Source organism: Pantoea sp. S18, from assembly GCF_045689705.1.
Classification (GTDB): Bacteria; Pseudomonadota; Gammaproteobacteria; order Enterobacterales; family Enterobacteriaceae; genus Pantoea; species Pantoea symbiotica.
Map to the genome: position 1 here is coordinate 846083 of NZ_CP142688.1, position 16430 is coordinate 862512.

Here is a 16430-nt window from a genome sequence, read left to right on the forward strand (position 1 = left end):
CGAGGAAAGCCAACGCACCTGCAACGTGAAGGATGAAAGCCAGGTCACTGTTTATCGTTTGGATTAAGGGCTTCTGTCAACCTCTGTTGCAACACATTGCGCATTTCCACCCCAAGCGCACGCCGCTCACTATCGGCGAGGATGAAAAGATCCTCAACCCGCTCACCAATCGTACTGATGCGTGCGCCATGCAGCGAAACCCCCAAATCAGCGAACACTTCACCTACGCGCGCCAGCAAGCCGGGCTGATCGAGCGCGACCAATTCCAGATAGCTGCGGCGGTCGGTGTGCGTTGGCAGGAAGTTGACTTCGGTATCGACACTGAAATGCTTGAGGCGCGCGGACTGACGGCGCGTACGCGGCGGCACCCATTCGTTCTGCGTGATGGCTTGTTCCAGCGCCTGAATGATCAGCGGATGGCGATCGGCGGCCAGCGGGCTGCCATCTGGCTCCAGCACAATAAAGGTGTCCATTGCCATGCCATCGCGGCTGGTAAAGATCTGCGCATCATGCACGCTTAGATTGCGGCGATCCAACTCGCCGGCCACCGCTGCAAACAGGTGCGGACGATCCGGGCTCCAGATAAAGATTTCGGTACCGCCGCGTGTGGCCTGCGGGCTGACCAGCACCAGCGGTTTGTTGAGATCGTGGTGAATCAAATGACGCGCATGCCAGGCGAGCTGATTCGGCGTGTGGCGCAGGAAATAGTCGGCGCGGCAGCGGCTCCAGATATGGTGCAAACGCTCTTCGTCGAGGTTTTCCATGCGCAGCAGCGCCAGTGCTTGCAAGCGATGATGACGTACGCGTTCGCGCAGATCCGGGCTATTTTCCATGCCGCGGCGCAGCTGTTTTTCGGTTGCGAAGAACAGCTCGCGCAACAGGCTCTGCTTCCAACTGTTCCACAAGCTTTCATTGGTGGCGCAGATATCGGAAACCGTCAGACACGCCAGATAGCGCAGGCGGTTTTCGTTCTGCATCACTTCGGCGAACTGCTGAATTACCGTGGGATCCTGAATGTCGCGGCGCTGCGCGGTCACTGACATCAATAAATGATGGCGAACCAGCCAGGCAACCAGCTGGGTTTCGCGGGAGTTGAGACCGTGTAATTCGGCGAAGTCGAGCGCATCCTGCGCGCCGAGAATCGAGTGATCGCCGTTGCGGCCCTTGGCGATATCGTGCAGCAGCGCGGCCATCAGCAGCAGTTCCGGTTGCGGCAGACGCGGCCAGAGTTCAACGCACAGCGGATGCATCGGGCGCGTGGCTTCGTCGGCAAAACTCTCCAGTTTTTGCAGTACGCGGATGGTGTGCTCATCCACCGTGTAAGCGTGGAACAGATCGAACTGCATCTGGCCGACGATGTTGCCCCACAGCGGCGTATACGCCCACAGCACGCTGTGACGATGCATCGGCACCAGCGCGCGCTTTACCGCGCCCGGATGACGCAGAATCGCCATAAAGGTTTCACGCGCTTCAGGAATCTGGCACAGCGGCTGTTTCAGATGGCGGCGCGCATAGCGCAACTGCCGCAGCGTGGTGGAGTAAATACCTTTGATATTTTCGTTGCGTACCATCACGTAGAACATACGCAGGATGGCTTGCGGCTCACGCTCAAACAGCGAGAGATCGCGCAGGTCAATGAGGTCACCGCGAATCTGGAAGTCATCATCAATATTGCGCGGTTTTTCAGTGGTCGACAGCGCCAGAATCGCTTCATCGAATAGCTGCAGCAGCATCTGATTAAGTTCGCCGATGCGGCGCGTAACGCGGTAGAAGTCCTTCATCATGCGCTCAACCGGCTCGTTGACCTCGCCCAAATAGTTGAGGCGTTGAGCGACGGTCAGTTGGCGATCGAACAGCAGGCGGTTGTCATAACGCGTCAGCGTTAAGTGCAGCGCAAAACGAATGCGCCACAAAAATTCCTGACACTCATTGATTTCATTGCGTTCCGCTTCGGTGATAAAGCCGAAACCGACCATTTCATCCATGGTGGTGGCGCCAAAGTGACGGCGCGCCACCCATTGCAGCGTGTGAATGTCGCGCAGGCCGCCGGGGCTGCTTTTGATATCCGGTTCAAGGTTGTAGCTGGTGCCGTGATAGCGCTGGTGGCGCTCCTGCTGCTCTTCAATTTTGGCGGCGAAGAAGCGCGACGACGGCCAGAAGCCATCACTGAAGATGTTCTTTTGCAGTTCGAGAAACAGCGCTACATCGCCGGTGAGCATGCGCGATTCGATAAGATTGGTGGCGACAGTGAGATCGGATAAGCCTTCCAGCAGGCACTCTTCCAGCGTACGTACGCTATGACCGACTTCCAGCTTCAAATCCCACATCAGCGTTAGCAGTTCGCTGGTGCGCTGCGCGGCTGCGTCATCCAGCGGCTGGCGGCTGAGGATCAGTACATCAATATCGGAGAGCGGATGCAGTTCGCCGCGACCATAGCCGCCAACGGCAACCAGCGCGATCTCCTTCATCTGGTCGAAACCAAAGAAGCGCCACAGGCGACGCAATAAGCGGTCGATAAACAGCGTGCGCGCATCGATCAGCGATTCGATATCGGTGCCCGCATCAAATGCGATACCCAGATGCTGCTGGAATTGCTCGAGATACTGTTTGAGCTTGTCGCGCGTCAGGGCGTCATCGGGCCAGCTGGCGGGGGAATCGGTCAGGCCTTTGTGTACTGCTTCGGTCACGCTACCACTCATCAACATGCCTCTTCATTACGCACATAAAAAAGGCCAGCTATAAGCCGGCCTGGTACTGTCAGCGAGATGATTACGCGACGTTTTCGAGCACCGCTGGAATGGTGTCGTCTTCACGCAGCGTCAGAATCTCACAGCCGTTTTCTGTCACCACAATAGTATGCTCATACTGTGCGGACAAGCTGCGATCTTTGGTTTTCACGGTCCAGCCATCCTTCATGGTGCGGATGCGGTAATCACCGGCATTCACCATAGGTTCGATGGTGAAGGTCATGCCTGCTTGCAATACCACGCCGCTGTCATCCGCGTCGTAATGCAGGACCTGCGGTTCTTCATGGAAGCCTTTGCCAATGCCGTGACCGCAATACTCGCGCACCACTGAAAAATCCTGGGCTTCGACATACTGCTGAATCGCACGGCCCAGCTCACGCAGACGAATCCCCGGCTTCACCAGACGCAGCGCGATATAGAGACTTTCCTGGGTAACGCGACACAGGCGCTCACCCTGAATGGTCGCTTTGCCGACGATGAACATTTTTGAGGTATCGCCGTGATACTCATCTTTGATCACCGTGACATCGACGTTAACCACGTCGCCATCTTTCAGCACACGATCGTCGCTCGGAATACCGTGACATACCACTTCATTCACCGAAATACACACCGACTTCGGGAAGCCGTGATAGCCGAGGCAGGCGGAAATCGCCTGCTGCTTCTGCGTGATGTGTTCGTGGCAGAGACGATCCAGTTCACCGGTGGTGACGCCAGGCACCACGTGCGGTGCAATCATCTCCAGCACTTCAGCCGCAAGGCGGCCCGCAACGCGCATTTTTTCGATTTCTTCAGGGGTTTTAATTGAAATAGCCATTAAATTAATCCGCAATCGTCGAAATTTTCGACAATAATGAGTTCTGTGGCAGTCATGTTAGCAGCCAGCAAAAGGGCTGCCAAATGGCGATTGTCTGCGCCTGCGGCGCTCAACTACTATTGGCGTATTCCTGCGCATTGTGGTATAAAGCGCGCCGACGATTCTCTGTCACCGACGTTTGGCTGGCAGGAAACGCATAAAACTCATTATGTGTACTAAAACACACATGTATCGACACATACGCCGGGGTGCCTTGAAAGAGGTCGGTCGTATGGGATACATGGAGGCCCAACCCCAAATCAAACTTTAGAGGTAATCATGGCAACTGTTTCAATGCGCGACATGCTCAAGGCTGGTGTTCACTTTGGTCACCAGACCCGTTACTGGAACCCGAAAATGAAGCCATTCATCTTCGGCGCACGTAACAAGGTTCACATCATCAACCTCGAGCAGACTGTGCCAATGTTCAACGACGCTCTGGCTGAGTTGAAAAAGATCTCTTCCCGTAAAGGTAAGATTCTGATCGTTGGTACTAAGCGCGCTGCTGCCGAAGCGGTAAAAGAGTCAGCTCTGAGCTGCGACCAGTTCTTCGTAAACCACCGCTGGTTGGGTGGCATGCTGACTAACTGGAAAACCGTTCGTCAGTCAATCAAACGCCTGAAAGATCTTGAGTCTCAGTCTCAGGACGGTACTTTCGACAAACTGACCAAGAAAGAAGCGCTGATGCGCACTCGCGAACTGGCCAAGCTGGAAAACAGCCTGGGCGGTATCAAAGATATGGGCGGTCTGCCGGATGCACTGTTCGTTGTTGACGCTGATCACGAGCATATCGCTATCAAAGAAGCAAACAACCTGGGTATCCCAGTATTTGCTATCGTTGATACCAACTCTGATCCAGACGGCGTTGACTTCGTTATCCCAGGTAACGACGATGCGATCCGTGCTGTAAGCCTGTACCTGACTGCCGTTGCCACTACCGTGCGCGAAGGCCGTTCACAGGATCTGGCTGAGCAGGCTGAAGAAGCTGCTGAAGCTTAATAAGGTTCGCTCTTTCTAAGAGCCCTTAGACATCAGATGTTATCTGTTAAGGGGGCCGTTCAGGCCCCTTTATTTTATCTAAGTCTGTCACGCTCACTGCAGAGCGAGCGGGGCAGAGTAAATTTTCCGCAACAAGTTTCTGACAGTGTGTGAGCACACAGAGACGAATCGAGGATTCTGGAATGGCTGATATTACCGCTGCATTGGTAAAAGAACTGCGTGAGCGTACTGGCGCAGGCATGATGGACTGCAAAAAAGCGCTGACCGAAGCGAACGGCGACATCGAGCTGGCGATTGAGAACATGCGCAAATCTGGCGCAATCAAAGCCGCTAAGAAAGCAGGCAACGTTGCTGCTGATGGCGTGATCAAAACCAAAATCGCTGACGGTTTCGCGGCGATCCTGGAAGTAAACTGCCAGACCGACTTCGTTGCTAAAGATGGCGGTTTCCAGGCGTTTGCTGACAAGGTTCTGGATGCAGCTGTCGCTGGCAAAGTTACCGATGTGGAAGTTCTGAAAGCGCAGTTCGAAGAAGAACGCGTAGCGCTGGTTACTAAAATCGGTGAGAACATCAACATCCGTCGTGTTGCTATCCTGGAAGGCGCTGAGCTGAACAGCTATCAGCATGGCGCACGTATCGGTGTGGTTGTTTCTACCACCGGTGCTGACGAAGAACTGAGCAAGCAAGTTGCTATGCACATTGCTGCAAGCAAGCCAGAGTTTGTTAAGCCAGAAGACGTGTCTGCAGACGTGGTTGAGAAAGAGTACCAGGTTCAGCTGGACATCGCCATGCAGTCTGGCAAGCCAAAAGAAATCGCAGAGAAAATGGTTGAAGGCCGCATGAAGAAATTCACCGGCGAAGTTTCTCTGACCGGTCAGGCTTTCGTTATCGATCCAAGCAAAACCGTTGGCCAGGCGTTGAAAGAGAAAAACGCTGACGTCATCAACTTCATCCGCTTCGAAGTGGGTGAAGGCATTGAGAAAGTTGAAGCTGACTTCGCAGCAGAAGTTGCTGCAATGTCCAAACAGTCTTAATGGTCCGAAAGAACCGCCACAAGGCGGTTCTTTTTTGTCTGCGATTTAGTGCAGCACTTTCAGTCTCATCCCAATAGCTTTTCTCGCGGGCTTTGCGGATGATCGACCAGATTTTACTTCTCCTTTTCATCATATCTTCCAGGAAGAACTGACCATGGCGACCAACGCAAAACCTGTATATCAACGTATCCTGCTAAAACTGAGTGGCGAAGCACTGCAAGGTGCCGAAGGTTTTGGCATCGACGCGAGCGTGCTTGACCGCATGGCGCAAGAGGTTAAAGAGCTGGTTGAATTGGGCATTCAGGTGGGTGTGGTTATTGGTGGTGGTAACCTGTTCCGCGGCGCAGGTCTGGCCCAGGCGGGCATGAACCGTGTGGTCGGCGACCATATGGGCATGCTGGCAACAGTAATGAATGGCCTGGCAATGCGTGATGCGCTGCACCGTGCGTATGTCAATGCGCGCTTGATGTCAGCGATTCCGCTGAACGGCGTGTGTGACAACTACAGCTGGGCAGAAGCGATCAGCCTGCTGCGCAATAACCGCGTCGTGATCTTTGCGGCCGGTACTGGCAACCCGTTCTTTACCACTGACTCTGCAGCTTGTCTGCGCGGCATCGAAATCGAAGCCGACGTGGTACTGAAAGCCACCAAAGTAGACGGCGTCTACTCTGAAGATCCGGTGAAAAACCCGGATGCCACGCTGTATGACCAACTGAGCTATGCAGAAGTGTTGGATAAAGAGCTCAAAGTGATGGATCTCGCCGCCTTTACGCTGGCGCGTGATCACAAACTGCCTATCCGCGTCTTCAACATGAACAAGCCTGGCGCGTTGCGTCGCGTCGTGATGGGTGAAAAAGAAGGCACCCTGATTACGCATTAATACCCGACGCACGTTAAAATAAGGTATATTCTTTTGCCGCGATGCTCTGGCATCGCGCAGCAATTAGGATGATCGATGTTTATCGATACCGCTTCCGGTTAGCCCGGAAATGGCCAGGTCAACCGAATTCAAGGGTTTCAACGTGATTAACGACATTAAAAAAGATGCAGACACGCGCATGGAAAAATGTGTGGATGCATTTAAAAACAACATCAGCAAAATCCGCACCGGCCGTGCTTCACCTTCACTGCTCGACGGCATTGTGGTTCCTTATTACGGTACACCTACGCCGCTGCGTCAGCTGGCTAGCGTGACAGTAGAGGATTCACGTACGTTGAAAATCAACGTATTTGATCGCTCTTTGAGCGCTGCCGTTGAGAAAGCGATTATGACGTCTGATTTGGGTCTGAACCCGAGCTCAGCCGGTAGCGATATTCGTGTGCCGCTGCCAGCGCTGACCGAAGAGCGTCGTAAAGATCTGATCAAGATCGTACGTGGCGAAGCTGAGCAGGGCCGTGTCTCTGTACGTAACGTCCGTCGTGACGCGAACGACAAGATCAAAGCGCTGCTGAAAGACAAAGAGATCAGCGAAGACGACGAACGTCGTACGCAGGATGAGATCCAGAAAATGACCGATGCGCACATCAAGAGTGTTGATGCGGCATTGGCCGATAAAGAAAAGGAACTGATGGACTTCTAATTCCATCAACTGCTTTTCAAAACGCCGTTCAGAGACGAGACGTGTTCGACTCTGGCGGCGTTTTACATTGTGTCCGGCGCCGTTGCGGGCACCCTCCACGACTTCACAGGGATAGCATGATGAAGCGATTAACTCTGCTGGGTTCGACCGGCTCCATTGGTACCAGTACGCTAGCGGTGATTGCCGCAAATCCTGAACTTTATCAGGTGACCGCGCTGGTGGCCGGCCAGAATGTGGCGTTGATGGCTGAGCAATGCCTGCAATTCCAACCTCGCTATGCTGCGATGTCCGACGAGAAATCTGCACAAGCGCTGCGTGAGCGACTGAAAGCACTCAACGTTAATACTGAAGTGCTCTCCGGCGTTCAGGCTGCCTGCGAATTGGCCGCGCTGGATGACGTGGATCAAGTGATGGCGGCGATTGTTGGCGCCTCAGGTTTACAGCCTACCATGGCCGCAATTCGTGCCGGCAAAACCGTGCTGCTGGCCAACAAAGAATCGCTTGTCACATGCGGCCGTCTGTTTATGGAGGCGGTACGCCAACATCAGGTGCAATTGCTACCCGTCGATAGTGAGCACAACGCCATTTTTCAGAGTTTACCCGCTTCCATACAGCATCAGTTGGGGTACGCTGATCTGCGGGGGAACGGCATCGAGTCGATTCTCCTTACGGGATCGGGTGGTCCTTTTCGTGACACGCCATTAGCGGATTTAGCCGGTATGTCGCCGGATCAGGCTTGTGCGCATCCGAACTGGTCAATGGGGCGTAAAATCTCCGTTGATTCGGCCACCATGATGAATAAAGGTCTTGAATACATTGAAGCCCGCTGGCTGTTTAATGCGACTGACGCGCAGATGGAGGTGATCCTGCATCCGCAGTCGGTTATCCATTCGATGGTGCGTTATTGCGACGGCAGCGTGCTGGCGCAACTGGGCTCTCCGGATATGCGGACGCCTATCGCGCACAGCATGGCATGGCCAGCACGTATCTCTGCGGGCGTAACGCCGCTCGACTTCACTCGCATGAAGTCGTTGACGTTTGCCGAGCCGGACTACGAGCGCTATCCCTGCCTGAAGCTTGCGATTGATGCCTGTGCCACAGGTCAGGCCGCTACGACATCGTTGAACGCAGCGAATGAAGTAGCGGTGGCAGCTTTTCTGCAGCACCAGATTCGTTTTACCGATATCGCCGCCATCAACAGCGAAGTGCTGGCGACCCTGAGTTGTCAGGAGCCGGGCAGCATTGACGAGGTGATGGAGATCGATCGGTTAGCGCGCGTGCGTGCCAATGAATTGTTGCCGCGCTTTCGTTTAGCAGGTTGATAGTTCCCGCTATTTGTTCGCTCTGGGTGAAAATGGTATAGTCGCTCGCTCGCGTTTCACAGCCCGACATTGTTTCGATGTCATCTGGCGTGTTTGCCGGAGTTTGCTGCAGGCGCAATGTATTCAGAAACCACAGCATTTCTGATGAAAGGAATTATTACGCGTTATGTCGTCCAACAATCACAACACAATCGATGACGAGTCGTACTGCACGCCACGTCACGTGGCCATCATTATGGATGGTAATGGTCGCTGGGCAAAAAATCAGGGCAAACTGCGTATTTCAGGCCACAAAGCCGGGGTAAAATCAGTACGCCGGGCTGTCAGCTTTGCGGTTAGCCATAAACTGGAAGCGCTCACGCTTTATGCGTTTAGCAGTGAAAACTGGAGCCGTCCGATTCAGGAAGTGACAGCATTAATGGAGTTGTTTGTCTGGGCGCTCGACAGCGAAGTCAAAAGCCTGCACAAGCACAATGTGCGTCTGCGCATTATTGGTGATATCAGTCGTTTCAATAACCGTATTCAGGAACGCATTCGCCGCGCCGAGGAACTGACTCAGCAAAATAATGGACTGACCCTTAACATTGCTGCCAACTATGGCGGCCGTTGGGATATTATCCAGGGTGCCAGAAAATTGGCCGAACAGGTTCAGGAAGGTTTACTGCGTCCTGACCAGATTACCGAAGAAAGCCTGGCTCCGTATCTGTGTATGCAGGAGCTGGCGCCAGTGGATTTAGTGATAAGGACCGGGGGAGAGCATCGGATTAGCAACTTCCTGCTGTGGCAAATCGCCTATGCTGAGTTTTGGTTTACCGATGTTCTTTGGCCTGATTTTGATGAAAACGTTTTTGAAGGTGCACTGAATGCATTCTCTACGCGGGAGCGACGCTATGGCGGTACTGCACCAGGCGGCGCCTAAGCAATTTGGGGGTAACCTTTGCTCAAGTCTCGTCTGATTACCGCGTTAATTTTGATTCCGCTGGTGATCGCTGCACTGTTCTGGTTACCCCTGTCCGGTTTTGCGATTATCACTATCATCATCTGCATGCTTGCCGCCTGGGAATGGGGGCAGTTTGCCGGCATGAAAACGCGTCAGCAACGTATCTGGCTCGCCGTGCTATGCGGTCTGTTGCTGTCCGCGATGCTTTTCACTCTTGAACCCTATCAACGCAATCTGCACCAATTCCAGATGGAAGGCTCGCTTTGGGCATCGCTGGGATGGTGGATTGTCGCGCTCATCTTAGTGCTGTTCTATCCGGCTTCTGCTGCATTGTGGCGTCATTCGCGTACGCTGCGCCTGCTGTTTGGCGTGCTCACCTTGATTCCCTTCTTCTGGGGCATGATGGCGCTGCGTCAGTATCATTACGATACCGATCATTTTGCCGGCGCATGGTGGCTGCTGTTCGTGATGTTCCTCGTCTGGGGCGCTGATTCTGGTGCTTACATGTTTGGTCGCCTGTTTGGCAAACACAAGCTGGCACCGAAAGTTTCTCCGGGTAAAACCTGGGAAGGTTTCTTCGGTGGCCTGTTGTCATCTGCCATTATCGCCTGGCTATTTGCCCTGCTGGCACCGCTTTCGGTGGCGCCGGGCACGCTGATCATCTGTGCGGTGATTGCCACGCTGGCATCGGTATTGGGTGACCTGACTGAAAGTATGTTTAAGCGTGAAGCGGGCATTAAAGACAGCGGTAACTTGATTCCGGGGCACGGTGGTATTCTCGATCGTATTGATAGCCTGACTGCTGCGGTGCCGGTGTTTGCCTGCCTGCTGCTGTTGGTGTTCCGCACCCTCTGAGGATAGCCGACGATGTTGAGTATACTCTGGAGTTTTGCCGCCTTTATCGTGGCGCTTGGCGTGCTGATTACCGTGCACGAGTTTGGTCATTTCTGGGTGGCGCGCCGCTGCGGTGTCAAAGTCGAACGTTTCTCAATTGGCTTTGGTAAAGCGCTGTGGCGTCGCAGCGATCGTCAGGGCACCGAATATGTCATCGCGCTGATTCCTCTCGGCGGTTACGTCAAAATGCTCGACGAACGCGTTGAGAGCGTTCCCGCCGAACTGCGTCATCAAGCCTTCAATAATAAAACCGTGCTGCAGCGTGCTTCGATCATCGCAGCCGGTCCTATCGCCAACTTCATCTTTGCCATCTTCGCTTACTGGGTCGTGTTTATTCACGGCGTGCCGGGTGTGCGTCCCGTAGTTGGTGAAATTATGAACGGTTCCGTCGCTGCCGAAGCGCAAATTACCTCCGGTATGGAACTTAAAGCGGTAGATGGTATCGAAACGCCTGATTGGGATGCTGTGCGTATGGCGCTGATCGGTAAAATCGGCGACAGCGATGCCACGCTTACCGTCTCGCAATTTGGCGAAGAAGCCACGCAGCAAAAGCAATTAAATTTGCGCGATTGGCAATTTGAGCCTGATAAACAGGATCCGGTGGTCGCTTTAGGTATTCGTCCACGTGGGCCGCAGATTGAAACGACCTTAGCTGAAGTTCAGGCAAACTCACCGGCAAGCAATGCTGGTTTGCAAGCGGGCGATAGGATCGTTAAAGTCGATGGTCAGCCATTGTCTCAGTGGCAGGCTTTTGCGGCACAGGTGCGGGATAATCCGGGCAAAAACATGGCGCTAGATATCGAGCGCAACGGCGAACCTGTGGCGTTGACGTTAACGCCGGAAGCGAAACCGGGCAAGGAAGCGGAAGGCTTCGCGGGGGTAATACCGCGTGTGATTCCGCTGCCTGATGAGTACAAAACGGTAAGGCAGTATGGGCCTTTTGCGGCGATCGGCGAAGCCAGTGTAAAAACCTGGCAGTTGATGAAGCTAACAGTCTCCATGCTGGGCAAGTTGATAATCGGGGATGTGAAGCTGAATAACCTGAGCGGGCCGATTTCGATCGCGCAGGGTGCCGGGTTATCAGCAGAGTACGGGGTGATTTATTACCTGATGTTCCTGGCGCTTATCAGCGTCAACCTGGGCATCATTAACCTGTTCCCTCTGCCGGTTTTAGATGGTGGTCATCTGCTCTTTCTGGCGATCGAAAAGATCAAAGGTGGACCGGTGTCCGAGCGAGTTCAGGACTTTAGTTATCGCATTGGCTCAATCTTGCTAGTGCTGTTAATGGGGCTTGCACTTTTCAATGATTTCTCTCGTCTGTAATAGCTGGAACGCATACAGACGCGGGATGTGTTAGGAAAACGCATAACAACGATGGCGATGAAAAAGTTGCTCATAGCGTCGCTGCTGTTTAGCAGCGCCACCGTTTACGGTGCAGACGATTTCGTAGTGAAGGACATTCATTTCGAAGGTCTCCAGCGAGTCGCCGTCGGCGCGGCTCTGCTCAGCATGCCGGTACGTGTCGGTGATACGGTGAATGACGATGACGTCAGAAACACCATTCGCTCACTGTTCGCCACCGGTAACTTTGAAGATGTGCAGGTTCTGCGTGACGGTACAACCCTGATTGTTCAGGTGAAAGAGCGTCCGACCATTGCCAACATCACTTTCTCCGGCAACAAAGCGGTGAAAGAAGATCAGCTGAAACAGAACCTCGAAGCTTCTGGCGTGCGCGTTGGCGAAGCGCTGGACCGCACCACGCTCTCCTCAATCGAGAAGGGCCTGGAAGACTTCTACTACAGCGTCGGTAAATACACCGCCAGCGTCAAAGCCATTGCTACGCCGCTGCCGCGCAACCGTGTGGATCTGAAATTCGTCTTCCAGGAAGGCGTTTCAGCACAGATCCAGCAGATCAACATCGTCGGTAATAAAGCGTTTAGCTCTGACGAACTGATTTCGCGCTTCTCACTGCGTGATGAAGTGCCATGGTGGAACGTGGTGGGCGATCGCAAATACCAGAAGCAGAAGTTAGCGGGCGATCTCGAAACCCTGCGCAGCTTCTATCTGGATCGCGGTTATGCGCGTTTCAACATCGATTCAACGCAGGTGAGCCTGACGCCAGATAAGAAAGGCATCTACATCACCGTGAACATCAACGAAGGCGATCAGTACAAGATTGCCGGCGTGATCGTGAACGGCAGCATGGCGGGCCATTCTGCTGAAATCGAAAAGATGACCAGAATTCCAGCGGGTGAGCTGTATAACGGCACCAAAGTCACCCAAATGGAAGATGACATCAAGAAATTGCTGGGCCGCTACGGTTACGCCTATCCGCGTGTAATGACGCAACCAGAAATTAATGATGCTGACAAAACCGTTAAGCTGCATATCAACGTAGATGCGGGCAACCGTTATTACGTGCGTAAAGTGCGCTTTGAAGGCAACGACACCTCAAAAGATTCAGTGCTGCGCCGTGAAATGCGTCAGATGGAAGGTGCCTGGTTGGGCAGCGACCTCGTCGATCAGGGTAAAGAGCGTCTGAATCGTACCGGCTACTTCGAAACCGTGGATGTGGATACGCAGCGCGTTCCAGGTGCACCAGACCAGGTTGATGTGGTCTACAAGGTTAAAGAGCGTAACACCGGCACCTTCAACTTTGGTGTTGGTTACGGTACTGAAAGTGGCGTGAGCTTCCAGGTGGGTGTGACCCAGGAAAACTGGCTCGGCACCGGTAACACCGTTGGCATCAGCGGTACCAAAAACGATTACCAGACCTATGCTGAGTTCTCACTGACCGATCCGTACTTCACAGTCGACGGTGTGAGCCTTGGCGGTCGTTTGTTCTATAACGACTTTAAAGCCGATGACGCGGATCTGTCTGACTATACCAACAAAAGTTATGGTCTCGACGGTACGCTGGGCTTCCCGGTCAACGAAAACAACACCCTGCGTGTTGGTTTAGGTTACGTGCATAACGACCTTTCCAACATGCGTCCACAGGTTGCGATGTGGCGTTATCTGGATTCAGTCGGTCGTCATCAGGGCTTGAATGATGATGGTGATTTCTCTGCGGATGATTTCACCTTCAACTACGGTTGGACCTATAACACCTTAGACCGCGGCTTCTTCCCAACGCGCGGTAACCGTACCAACCTGAATGGTAAAGTGACGATTCCAGGCTCTGATAACGCGTTCTACAAAGCGACATTGGATAGCCAGCAATATGTGCCGCTGAACCGCGATGGTACGTGGGTAGTATTAGGCCGTGGCCGTGTTGGATATGGTGACGGACTTAATGGTAAAGAGATGCCGTTCTATGAGAACTTCTACGGCGGTGGTTCGAGCACAGTTCGTGGCTTCCAGTCCAATACCATTGGTCCTAAAGCTGCGTATCTGAACGATGGCTCGTCAACCTGTAATCTCTCTGATCCGAACGGCGTCTGTAAGTCGGATGATGCGGTTGGTGGTAACGCCATGGCGATTGCCAGCCTTGAGCTGATCACGCCAACGCCGTTCCTGAGCGAGAAGTATGCGAATTCCGTGCGCACCTCGGTGTTTATGGATGCCGGTACCGTTTGGGATACCAAATGGCAGAACACCGCGGAAACACGCGCGGCGGGTGTGCCAGATTACAGCGATCCTAATAACATTCGCGTCTCTGCCGGTGTGGCACTGCAGTGGATGTCACCGTTAGGACCGCTGGTATTCTCATACGCCCAGCCGATGAAGAAAGTCGAGGGAGACAAGTCAGAGCAATTCCAGTTTAACATTGGTAAAACCTGGTAAGGCTCTGAGCAGGGAAGTGAAAATACCGTCTTGCATGCGTGCTGCCTGATAATGCGGCACGCTGCAAACACACACGTTGAGGTAAGGAGTTTATAGTGAAAAAGTTGTTCTGTGCTGCTGCTCTGGGTGTTGCGTTAGCTGCTTCTGCGGGTGCCCAAGCGGCTGATAAAGTTGCCGTCGTGAACCTGAGCCAGGTTTTCCAGCAGTCTCCGCAGCGTGCTGCTGTTGCTAAACAGCTTGAAGGTGAATTCCAGAGCCGCGCCTCTGACCTCCAGTCTCAGCAGCAGAAGATCCAGCAAGAAATTCAGGATCTGCAGCGTAATGCATCGACCATGAAAGCGAGCGACCGCACCAAGAAAGAGAAGCAAATCTCTACTGAGCGTGCTGCCTTTGAACAAAAAGCACAGGCTTTTGACAAAGACAACCAAACTCGTCAGATGCAGGAGCGTAACAAGCTGCTGGCTAAAATCCAGACCGCTGTTCAGTCTGTAGCGAAAAGCGAAGGTTACGATCTGGTTCTGGACTCTCAGGCCGTGCTGTACTCTTCTTCTGATGCTAAAGACATCACTGCTGACGTTGTAAAACAGGTTAAATAATTGATGTCATCAATTCGACTGGCTGATTTAGCCCAGCAGTTGGATGCAGAATTGCACGGAGATGGCGATATCGTCATCTCCGGCATTGCTTCTATGCAATCCGCCACAACTGGCCAAATCACTTTTCTTGCAAACAGCCGCTACCGCGAGCAGCTCGCTACTATCCAGGCTTCAGCCGTGGTGCTGACGGAAGCGGATCTGGAGTGGTGTAAAACGGCCGCCCTGGTGGTGAAAAATCCTTACTTAACTTATGCCCGCATGGCACAACTGCTGGACACCACGCCGCAGCCCGCGCAGAATATCGCGCCCAGCGCGGTGATCGATGCAACGGCTAAGCTGGGTAAGAATGTTTCGGTAGGCGCAAATGCGGTGATTGAGTCCGGCGTAGAGCTGGGTGATGACGTCGTTATTGGCGCAGGATGTTTTGTTGGTAAGCAGACGCGCATCGGTCGCGGCTCACGTTTGTGGGCTAACGTCACGATTTATCACGAAATCCAGATTGGTCAGGATTGTCTGATTCAGTCCGGCACCGTCATTGGTGCTGATGGTTTCGGCTATGCTAACGATCGCGGCAATTGGGTGAAAATCCCACAGCTGGGTACCGTAGTGATTGGTGATCGGGTAGAAATTGGTGCCTGTACCACCATCGATCGCGGCGCGCTGGATAACACTCTGATCGGCAATGGTGTTATCATAGATAACCAGTGTCAGATTGCGCACAACGTCGTGATTGGTGATAACACCGCAGTTGCGGGTGGTGTGATCATGGCGGGTAGTCTGAAGATTGGACGTTACTGTATGATTGGCGGCGCCAGCGTCATTAACGGCCATATGGAAATCTGTGACAAAGTGACCGTAACGGGCATGGGCATGGTAATGCGCCCCATCACAGAGCCAGGCGTGTATTCGTCGGGAATTCCACTGCAACCCAACAAAACCTGGCGTAAAACAGCAGCGCTGGTGATGAACATCGATGAAATAAGCAAACGCTTAAAAGCCATCGAACGTAAGGTCGGCAAAGACGACTAAACGCATCCCACGCTACTCGCTTTCATAACAAGAAGTGTATTTTCTGCCACCTTGGCTAACCCGAGAATGGCAGCTGGTATCGTAAGAAAGCGAAACGCCCCGAACTAATTTGCGGCCTGCGGAAGATCATTTTGATCGGTGCAGGCCGTGTTATTGTTGCCATCAGATTTTTTAGGACAGGAAGAGTATTTTGACTACTGAAACGCATACTCTGAAAATTGAAGAGATTTTAGAACTGCTGCCACACCGCTATCCTTTCTTGCTGGTTGATCGCGTGCTGGATTTTGAAGAGCATAAATATCTGCGCGCGGTGAAGAACGTTTCTGTTAACGAACCGTTTTTCCAGGGACATTTCCCTGGTAAGCCGATTTTCCCAGGCGTTCTGATTCTGGAAGCGATGGCGCAAGCGACCGGCATTCTGGCGTTCAAAAGCGTTGGAAAACTGGAACCAGGCGAACTCTATTACTTCGCTGGTATCGATGAAGCACGTTTCAAACGTCCGGTTGTGCCGGGCGATCAGATGATCATGGAAGTGACCTTCGAGAAAACCCGTCGTGGCTTGACGCGCTTTAAAGGCGTGGCGACCGTGGACGGCAAAATTGTCTGTGAAGCGACCATGATGTGTGCCCGTAGCCGGGAGGCATAAT

14 protein-coding genes are annotated in these 16430 nt (G+C 53.2%); 12 read left to right on the forward strand and 2 right to left on the reverse strand.

The window, feature by feature from the left end; translation table 11 throughout:
* Window positions 1-44 precede the first annotated feature (44 nt).
* Together glnD and map are read right to left on the reverse strand one after the other, a co-directional pair.
* Window positions 45-2699: a bifunctional uridylyltransferase/uridylyl-removing protein GlnD gene (gene glnD, locus VIJ98_RS03775; protein WP_154193271.1), complete on the reverse strand. Its 2655-nt coding sequence runs from the start codon at window positions 2697-2699 to the stop codon at window positions 45-47.
* A gap of 70 nt (window positions 2700-2769) precedes the next feature.
* Window positions 2770-3564 (reverse strand): type I methionyl aminopeptidase, encoded by a 795-nt coding sequence (gene map, locus VIJ98_RS03780; protein ID WP_008108487.1) that lies wholly within the window; start codon window positions 3562-3564, stop codon window positions 2770-2772.
* Window positions 3565-3882: 318 nt separating this feature from the next.
* On the opposite strand from map, the gene rpsB reads away from it, so the two are divergent.
* From rpsB to fabZ, 12 genes are all read left to right on the forward strand, one after another.
* The gene (gene rpsB, locus VIJ98_RS03785; RefSeq protein ID WP_007893898.1) at window positions 3883-4602 is read left to right on the forward strand and encodes a 30S ribosomal protein S2; all 720 of its coding nucleotides are present in this window, start codon (window positions 3883-3885) and stop codon (window positions 4600-4602) included.
* 182 nt (window positions 4603-4784) lie between these two features.
* Entirely contained in the window at window positions 4785-5636 is an 852-nt protein-coding gene (gene tsf / locus VIJ98_RS03790; RefSeq protein WP_008108484.1) for a translation elongation factor Ts, read from the forward strand.
* A gap of 154 nt (window positions 5637-5790) precedes the next feature.
* Entirely contained in the window at window positions 5791-6516 is a 726-nt protein-coding gene (pyrH, locus tag VIJ98_RS03795; protein ID WP_007893903.1) for a UMP kinase, read from the forward strand.
* Between the two features lie 142 nt (window positions 6517-6658).
* Window positions 6659-7216, forward strand: coding sequence for a ribosome recycling factor (frr, locus tag VIJ98_RS03800; RefSeq protein WP_036649587.1), 558 nt, complete (start codon window positions 6659-6661; stop codon window positions 7214-7216).
* 119 nt (window positions 7217-7335) lie between these two features.
* Window positions 7336-8538, forward strand: a complete 1203-nt coding sequence (gene ispC / locus VIJ98_RS03805) for a 1-deoxy-D-xylulose-5-phosphate reductoisomerase (protein WP_193372753.1) — start codon at window positions 7336-7338, stop codon at window positions 8536-8538.
* A gap of 166 nt (window positions 8539-8704) precedes the next feature.
* Window positions 8705-9457, forward strand: a complete 753-nt coding sequence (gene ispU / locus VIJ98_RS03810) for a (2E,6E)-farnesyl-diphosphate-specific ditrans,polycis-undecaprenyl-diphosphate synthase (RefSeq protein WP_007893909.1) — start codon at window positions 8705-8707, stop codon at window positions 9455-9457.
* 18 nt (window positions 9458-9475) lie between these two features.
* Window positions 9476-10333, forward strand: coding sequence for a phosphatidate cytidylyltransferase (cdsA, locus tag VIJ98_RS03815; RefSeq protein ID WP_258144633.1), 858 nt, complete (start codon window positions 9476-9478; stop codon window positions 10331-10333).
* Window positions 10334-10345: 12 nt separating this feature from the next.
* Window positions 10346-11695: a sigma E protease regulator RseP gene (rseP, locus tag VIJ98_RS03820; protein ID WP_258144634.1), complete on the forward strand. Its 1350-nt coding sequence runs from the start codon at window positions 10346-10348 to the stop codon at window positions 11693-11695.
* 51 nt (window positions 11696-11746) lie between these two features.
* Complete coding sequence (gene bamA / locus VIJ98_RS03825; protein WP_008108479.1) at window positions 11747-14158, forward strand: outer membrane protein assembly factor BamA; 2412 nt, start codon at window positions 11747-11749, stop codon at window positions 14156-14158.
* A 95-nt stretch (window positions 14159-14253) separates the two neighbouring features.
* Window positions 14254-14754 carry an OmpH family outer membrane protein gene (locus tag VIJ98_RS03830; protein ID WP_008108478.1) on the forward strand — a complete coding sequence of 167 codons (501 nt, stop codon included), beginning with the start codon at window positions 14254-14256 and terminating at the stop codon, window positions 14752-14754.
* A gap of 3 nt (window positions 14755-14757) precedes the next feature.
* The gene (gene lpxD / locus VIJ98_RS03835; protein WP_008108477.1) at window positions 14758-15783 is read left to right on the forward strand and encodes a UDP-3-O-(3-hydroxymyristoyl)glucosamine N-acyltransferase; all 1026 of its coding nucleotides are present in this window, start codon (window positions 14758-14760) and stop codon (window positions 15781-15783) included.
* A 190-nt stretch (window positions 15784-15973) separates the two neighbouring features.
* A complete protein-coding gene (fabZ, locus tag VIJ98_RS03840) occupies window positions 15974-16429 on the forward strand; it encodes a 3-hydroxyacyl-ACP dehydratase FabZ (protein ID WP_007893924.1) in 456 nt (151 codons plus the stop codon).
* The last annotated feature ends 1 nt before the right edge of the window (window position 16430 follow it).

Excerpts from the sequence above, each read along its gene's own strand:
- glnD (WP_154193271.1), bottom strand. The coding sequence starts at position 2,699 with ATGAGTGGTAGCGTGACCGAAGCAGTACACAAAGGCCTGACCGATTCC.
- map (WP_008108487.1), bottom strand. The coding sequence starts at position 3,564 with ATGGCTATTTCAATTAAAACCCCTGAAGAAATCGAAAAAATGCGCGTT.
- rpsB (WP_007893898.1), top strand. The coding sequence starts at position 3,883 with ATGGCAACTGTTTCAATGCGCGACATGCTCAAGGCTGGTGTTCACTTT.
- tsf (WP_008108484.1), top strand. The coding sequence starts at position 4,785 with ATGGCTGATATTACCGCTGCATTGGTAAAAGAACTGCGTGAGCGTACT.
- pyrH (WP_007893903.1), top strand. The coding sequence starts at position 5,791 with ATGGCGACCAACGCAAAACCTGTATATCAACGTATCCTGCTAAAACTG.
- ispC (WP_193372753.1), top strand. The coding sequence starts at position 7,336 with ATGAAGCGATTAACTCTGCTGGGTTCGACCGGCTCCATTGGTACCAGT.
- ispU (WP_007893909.1), top strand. The coding sequence starts at position 8,705 with ATGTCGTCCAACAATCACAACACAATCGATGACGAGTCGTACTGCACG.
- rseP (WP_258144634.1), top strand. The coding sequence starts at position 10,346 with ATGTTGAGTATACTCTGGAGTTTTGCCGCCTTTATCGTGGCGCTTGGC.
- bamA (WP_008108479.1), top strand. The coding sequence starts at position 11,747 with ATGGCGATGAAAAAGTTGCTCATAGCGTCGCTGCTGTTTAGCAGCGCC.
- lpxD (WP_008108477.1), top strand. The coding sequence starts at position 14,758 with ATGTCATCAATTCGACTGGCTGATTTAGCCCAGCAGTTGGATGCAGAA.